Raw genomic sequence first — 7198 nt, 5'->3', positions numbered from 1 at the left:
CCAACTGTCTTGACAGAGATTTACAACCCTTTAATTATTTTAAATTTGCTGCTGAAGTGAGCGCTATTCGCTTGCATGATATATCGTAGTCAAAAGAGGAAAGCTAACTTCTTATCTCTACTCGAATAGGTAACGTTAATAAGCATTAACATGAACTATTTAACACGAAAGTAACTCTGCTACGGTTCTAGAGCAGAAAGAGAATTATCACAATTATTATAGTGCCCCTTCATAGATTTCAGTCATCTGTGGATCCTCTTCAGATTTTTAGGAAACCTCCCCTAAAGAAGCTTACTATGCCAGAAATGAGTGGTTGTTAACAAACAAAGTATACTTCAGAATTCATACTCGAAGCGGTATTACTCTGCTAGAAACCTGATATTATTGGTCGTCAGATTGCTTTAGATATTAGTATTTTTCTTAGTCTACCGAACTGCTGAAAACATCATACTGCGCAATCTAAAGATAAAACACGTAAGAGCAGTGATCCCCGTTGTGACGCGGGGATAGCAGATTAAAACATGAACTTGCCAAGGTCAAAAAATGACCGGTATTTTTACGCGAAGCGACAACGTTTTTAGCCAAAAAGTTACAGTAAGGTATCTAGCGATATCGAGTTTCCGATATGCCTTTCTACTAGTCTATTGTACCGTTTATTCGAAAATGGAGCCTTAGATGATTTGGTGAACTCAAAGAAGCGATGCGAACCAACTTCATGCTCATAAGCATAGCATCACGGTTATGGCATGAGCCAGATAATATTTACTTTGTTGTTCATTGATGCGCTCACTGTAAGGAGATCAGATAGCAATTGGAAAAGCTACCTCTTGGGTCAACGGTGATTTTATCTTTCAGTATTGGACTTGCTTTTACACTTGTTGTAGGGGGTATTACAGGTTTTGGTACGAGCGAGACGCAATAATTGTGACAGGCTTATTGAAATTGCATGTTGTATTCTCCTATTCCTTCGGTGTACTTATTTTACATTGCCGGATTATGTATGAGCAGGCTTTGCAGTAGATTTCTGTTTTTCTGACAAGATTTAGCAACTTAATTGAAATACATGGCTTTTTAATACAGAGTTCCTCTTGTGAATCAGAAAGCTGACCATTTAGGCATTGACTACAATCATATTTTAAGAGAACATGAATTGCCAATAGAGGAATCTTGTGTTGAAAACGAATTACCGCATTAGCAAAAATCTAAAAGTGGTCTTAGCCGCTTTTTTGTTGTGCGCACAATTTTTGTTGATTGTGACTGACGCGTTTTCTATTGAACAAGACCACTTGTTTAGCAATGAATTATGTACTGAAAATACATTAATCGAACTGTCCGATGCTTACGATTTAGATACGGGAAGTGATTGTGACCATTGTTGTTCTTGTCATGGTCATTTTACACACATAGCTTTTTACTTTGATATTGAAAGCTCGTTTCTAAAAAAATCTCCCAATTTAGTCTCAGTTTATAGTGAAGCTACACCTAATCGTTTCATTAACCAAATAGAGCGTCCTCCAAGAATTTAATCCCTGTCGTTTTTCGTTTTTTCAACTGACTAGGATTATATATCATGAAAATTTCACAGTTTCCTGTGCGCAAACTTACGCGCGCCGGAATATTGACTAGTGCATTGATGCTATCTCAAGCCAATGCATTGGCAGAACAAGTAACTTTAGATGATGCAGTTCAACTTACTCTCAACCGTCATCCAAGCTTGTTGAAATTCAGACCTCTTACTAGAGCTCTTGAGGGAGATCGCCAACAAGCTTTGCTTTCTCCAGCTTACACCGTAGGTGCTAATCTAGAAAATGTGATGGGCACAAGTTCTACTTCGGGAGTTCAAGCAGCAGAAGCAACCATCTCTCTATCTTCAGTGTATGAACTTGGTGGAAAGAAGAGTGCAAGAACACTGGTTGTGGATGCCAGAGCTGCCCTTTTAGATTCAGAGCAGTATTCAATGTCTCTCTCACTACTTGGTGGGCTCACTCAGCAGTATATTCGCGTTCTGGCACAACAGGAGCGTCTGCAAATAGCTGAGCGAAGTGTGAGCTTAGCTGAAGATGCTCTTACTGTGATCACTAATAGAATAAAAAGTGGTGCAACGAATGATGCTGAATTGTTCAGAGCTAAATCGGCTTTAAATCAAGCGAAATTAGAACTTGCGACAGCAAAGGTGAATAAAGAGATAGCCCTGCAATCTCTCACACTATTCTGGCAGGGCAATTATGAGGATATCACGCTTACTGGTTCTTTAAATTCACCCGCTAAAAATTATTCCTACGAGACACTTTTTAACCAATTCTTATCATCATCGAATGCGGATTTACTAATTAAGTCACTTGACCTGAAGGACGCTGAAATTCAGTTGGCTAAGTCTGATAATACCGCAGACCTATCTTGGTCTGTTGGTGTTAGAAGGAATCAGGGAGCTCAAGATACATCGTTAGTTTTTGGTGCCTCAATTCCACTATTTGCTGAGAAGAGGAATTCGGGTGCAGTCAAATCTGCAATTGCTAGTAAGGAGGCGGAGTTATTAGAGCGAGACACCAAGTATCTCGATGTAAAAGCGATTCTATTTAAAGCAACGAAAAGCATAAATTTTAGTTCACAGGCAGCATTGCACCTGGAAAAAGAAGTAATGCCAGATTTGAAAAGAGCATTGGAGCTGACCAAGGAGGGCTATCAAAAGGGAATTTACACTTATCAAGAATGGTTTGCTTCACGTGATGCACTTCTCCAATCTCAACGGAGTCTCGTCAACTATCGCGAAGCCACCCTGCTCAATGAAGCACTTATCGAACAATGGACAGGGCAATCTCTGAAATCATTCACTTTCAATCTCCAGGATTAATTATGCTAAAGCAAATTTTATTTTTATTTCTTATCGGCACTGTGACATCTATCGCGACCGCAAGTGAAGATGTCACCAATTCAAATGACAACCAAAATATATTCCAGAAAGGTAACATCAAAATAGAAGTAAGTATCGATGAAAGCCCCGAGGGCTCTGTAATTATTGCCTCGACTTTTGAAGATGGGAAGCCATTTATCCCTGATTCCTTTTCTATAGAGCTACAGAAGTTAGGTTCAAGCTCAGAAAAATTTGAGTTTCAAACTTCAGAGGGGGTTTTGCGGTCAATAAAAGCTCTGTCTGAACCTCATTCTTTTAGGGCTACTATTTATCTGACTGACAAAAGACGAAAGTATTCCTGGGAGTGGGAAAACTTCGAGGGAAGAACACAGATCTCAAGAGCATTAACTGAAAAGTTTCAATTAGCAACCTCCGAAGTTCAGAGTGGGACCATTGAAAGACATATCGAATTGTTGGGTACTCTTGTAATTCCACCCAAGAACAAGGCTGAAGTTAATGCGCGGTTCTCGGGAGTTGTAGAAACTCTCGCTTCGGATGTTGGTGACAGCGTGAAGGCTGGCGATGTAATTGCAAAAATTCAATCAAATGACAGCTTACAAACCTACATCGTGAAAGCGCCAATTTCGGGTACGGTAGTAAGTCGAAATGTTAATGTTGGGCAGTTGGTTACCAGTGAAACGCTTTATAAAATAGTCGACGCTGAAACGCTTTGGGCAGAATTGAAAGTATTTCCATCCAAGCGGGATACAATAAAGCAGGGCTCTTATATCCACATAAAAAAAGGTTCCCGACAGCAAGATGCAAAGGTCAAATTTCTCATTCCGTCAGGTTCACTTGAACCTTATCAGATCGCAATTGTTGAAATCACTAATACCGAAGGAGAATTCTCCCCCGGCGATATGGTTACAGGTGTAGTTGATGCTCAGAAAGTCGATGTTTCGCTTCGCGTTGAGAATGAAGCTATCCAATCAATGGATGGTAACTCAGTTGTATTTTTAAACGATGGTAACACGTTTCAAGCTGTCCCTGTCGAGCTGGGTATAAAAGATGACAACTTCACTGAAGTAAAGCGTGGCTTAATCGCTGGTCAAATTTACGTATCAAAAAATAGCTTTCTGATAAAAGCGGATCTTGAAAAATCCGGTGCCTCTCACGCTCACTAATCCTGGAGACGATAAATGATTGATAATATTATTCGTCTTTCAGTAGAAAGACGCTTTTTGTTTCTTGTTCTTGCACTAATCTTAATTGGGATCGGCGTTTGGAGCTACCAGCGATTACCTATTGATGCTGTACCAGATATTACAAATGTACAGGTTCAGATTAACACCAAAGCTCCGGGGTACTCACCATTAGAAGCTGAACAACGAATAACATTTCCTGTCGAAACAGCACTATATGGCTTGCCTAACTTATCCTATACACGTTCTATATCGAGGTATGGTCTTTCACAGATTACAGTTATTTTCGAAGAAGGAACGGATATCTTTTTTGCCCGAAATTTAATCGACGAAAGACTTGCTAACCTTAAAAGTGTTTTACCTGATGGCCTTGAGCCAGAAATGGGGCCAATCGCAACAGGGCTTGGCGAAATTTTCGTATATACACTGGAAGGGAAAGATGGAGCAACGTTACCCGATGGCTCGCCGGTCACACCTATGGCTTTAAGAGAGGTACAAGATTGGATCATTCGACCACAGTTAGCCCAGGTTCCGGGAGTAGTAGAAGTAAACACTATTGGAGGTTATGACAAGCAATATCACGTCAATCCCGACCCTGTAAAAATGCTGGAGATGGGAGTCTCGCTTAAAGACATTTCTGAAGCACTATATTTAAACAATGATAATGCTGGAGCAGGCTATATTGAGAAAAATGGCGAGCAACTTCTTGTTCGCTCTCCAGGTCAATTGACAGGGATAAAGGATATCGAAAATGTCGTAGTAGGAAAAAAAGGATCTGTTCCTGTTCTAATAAAAGATATTGGAACTGTAGGCTTGGGTAAGCAGCTGAGGACCGGTGCCGCTACAAGAAATGGTAAAGAGACAGTGATGGGAACGGTCATGATGTTGCTGGGAGAAAACTCAAGGGAAGTTGCAGCTTTAACTGCCAGTAAATTAACTGAAATTCAAAGATCGTTACCAAGCTGGGTAGTTACTGAACCCGCCTATGATCGAACTACACTGGTCGACAAAGCGATAAACACTGTGCAGAAGAACCTGCTGGAAGGAGCATTACTCGTAATTGTCATATTATTTTTACTACTAGGCAATATTCGAGCGGCTCTTATTACGGCTGCGATCATACCTATTGCTATGATGATGACAATCACTGGAATGGTCCAGAGAGGTGTTTCGGCAAATCTGATGAGTTTGGGGGCTTTAGATTTTGGTCTGATTGTCGATGGCGCTGTCATCATTGTTGAAAACTGTATTAGGCGCTTATCTGAAGCGCAACAGCATCACGGCAGACTTCTTCAACTCAAGGAACGTCTAGAAGAAGTGAAAATAGCAACGATTGAAGTAATCAGGCCCAGCTTATTTGGAGTCGGGATCATAACCGCTGTTTATCTGCCTATTTTTACTTTAACAGGCGTAGAGGGAAAGATGTTTCATCCCATGGCAATAACTGTTGTTATCGCTCTTATTGCGGCAATGATTTTGTCACTGACGGTAGTGCCTGCAGCGATCGCAATTTTCATGGGGGGAAAAATCAGTGAAAAGGAGAGTTTTTTAATACGTTGGGTGAAACTGGCTTACGAACCAGCACTTAGGGCTATTCTTAAATTTAAAGCTGCTGCTCTTGGGGCTGCACTAGCGTTTGTTGTCTTCTGCGGATGGTTGGCAACAACACTTGGGTCTGAATTTATTCCTCAACTGGATGAAGGTGATGTCGCTTTACAGGCTTTACGCATAACGGGTACCGGTCTAAACCAATCAATTCAAATGCAAGAATTACTTGAAGATGCGCTGTTAGAAATTCCAGAGGTAGCGGTAGTCTTTGCGAAAATAGGTACACCAGAAGTCGCTACAGACCCAATGCCTCCTAATGTAGCCGATAGTTTTGTAATACTTAAACCTCGCTCAGAATGGCCTGATCCAGCTAAATCTAAATCGGATCTAGTGGCTGAAATTGAATCAGTCGCCTCAAAGCTTCCCGGTAATAACTATGAATTTACCCAACCAATTCAAATGAGATTTAATGAATTGATTTCCGGCGTAAGGGCTGATGTTGCAGTCAAGGTTTTCGGTGATGACTTAGAGCAATTGTTGGATTCTGCAAATAAGGTTGCTGAGATCGCTGAGTCGATACAAGGTGCCTCAGACACCCGAGTTGAGCAAGTTGCCGGCCTTCCTATGTTGTCCATATTACCAAAACGAGATGCTCTCGCAAGGTACGGTCTTAACGTAGCAGACATTCAAGCACTCGTTTCAACCAGCATAGGGGGTAAGGAATCAGGCATAATCTATGAAGGCGATCGTCGGTTTAAAATTGTAATCAGATTATCTGAAGAGTTGCGTACAAATATTGACAAATTAGAGAGCTTACCTGTTCGTGTCGGCAATAGTTTTGTACCGCTTGAAGAGGTAGCCACTCTCGAGTTAAAGCCGGCGCCTGCACAGATCAGCCGAGAGAATGGAAAGCGCAGAGTTGTCGTAACGACTAACGTTCGAGGAACCGACCTAGGAGGATTTGTCGTTGATTTACAAAAAAGACTTAAATCCGATTTAAAAATGAAGGAAGGATATTGGTTAGAGTTTGGTGGTACCTTTGAACAACTGGAATCCGCCAGCAAACGGCTGACTTTAGTCGTTCCGGTTACGCTTGCGTTAATAGTTGGCATACTCATTATGGCGTTTGGGTCTGTTAAAGACGCATTGATAATTTTCACTGGTGTACCACTAGCCTTGACTGGAGGAGTACTGGCACTCTGGATTAGAGATATGCCTCTTTCAATTTCTGCGGGAGTAGGCTTTATCGCTTTGTCCGGGGTCGCGGTTTTGAATGGACTAGTGATGGTCGCATTCATCAGACAACTCTGGCAGGAAAATGGTGATATTTATACTTCAGTAATTCGAGGGGCCATAATCCGGCTTCGACCTGTTTTGATGACTGCGTTAGTGGCCAGCTTAGGCTTTGTTCCCATGGCACTTAATACAGGAACAGGTGCTGAAGTACAAAGACCGCTCGCCACTGTAGTCATTGGGGGAATTATATCGTCAACTTTACTGACATTATTTATTTTACCTGCGCTTTATCAGCTCGCACATAACAAACGCAACTCTTAATCAAATTTTACGCCCGGTATGTTCCGGGCGCACCGGAGCC

The 7198-nt window shown here is 41.5% G+C and carries 4 protein-coding genes; all 4 read left to right on the top strand.

The window, feature by feature from the left end:
• The first annotated feature begins 1172 nt into the window (after positions 1-1172).
• From ACFI6J_RS18595 to ACFI6J_RS18580, 4 genes are read left to right on the top strand one after another with little or no spacing between them, the layout of a single operon-like run.
• On the top strand, positions 1173-1526 hold the full coding sequence (locus tag ACFI6J_RS18595; RefSeq protein ID WP_012516883.1) for a hypothetical protein: 354 nt from the start codon (positions 1173-1175) through the stop codon (positions 1524-1526).
• A gap of 44 nt (positions 1527-1570) precedes the next feature.
• Complete coding sequence (locus tag ACFI6J_RS18590) at positions 1571-2851, top strand: TolC family protein (protein WP_126874064.1); 1281 nt, start codon at positions 1571-1573, stop codon at positions 2849-2851.
• Between the two features lie 2 nt (positions 2852-2853).
• Positions 2854-4035 (top strand): efflux RND transporter periplasmic adaptor subunit, encoded by a 1182-nt coding sequence (locus ACFI6J_RS18585; RefSeq protein ID WP_012516885.1) that lies wholly within the window; start codon positions 2854-2856, stop codon positions 4033-4035.
• Between the two features lie 15 nt (positions 4036-4050).
• Positions 4051-7158, top strand: coding sequence for an efflux RND transporter permease subunit (locus ACFI6J_RS18580; RefSeq protein ID WP_044445997.1), 3108 nt, complete (start codon positions 4051-4053; stop codon positions 7156-7158).
• Positions 7159-7198: the final 40 nt, after the last annotated feature.

The organism is Alteromonas sp. G4i13, assembly GCF_054960505.1.
Note: the sequence above shows the minus strand (reverse complement) of the source record. Positions and strands in the feature narration are given on the sequence as shown.

What these genes read in the sequence shown, in the direction of transcription:
- ACFI6J_RS18590 (WP_126874064.1), top strand. Translation starts at nt 1,571, where the DNA reads ATGAAAATTTCACAGTTTCCTGTGCGCAAACTTACGCGCGCCGGAATA.
- ACFI6J_RS18585 (WP_012516885.1), top strand. Translation starts at nt 2,854, where the DNA reads ATGCTAAAGCAAATTTTATTTTTATTTCTTATCGGCACTGTGACATCT.
- ACFI6J_RS18580 (WP_044445997.1), top strand. Translation starts at nt 4,051, where the DNA reads ATGATTGATAATATTATTCGTCTTTCAGTAGAAAGACGCTTTTTGTTT.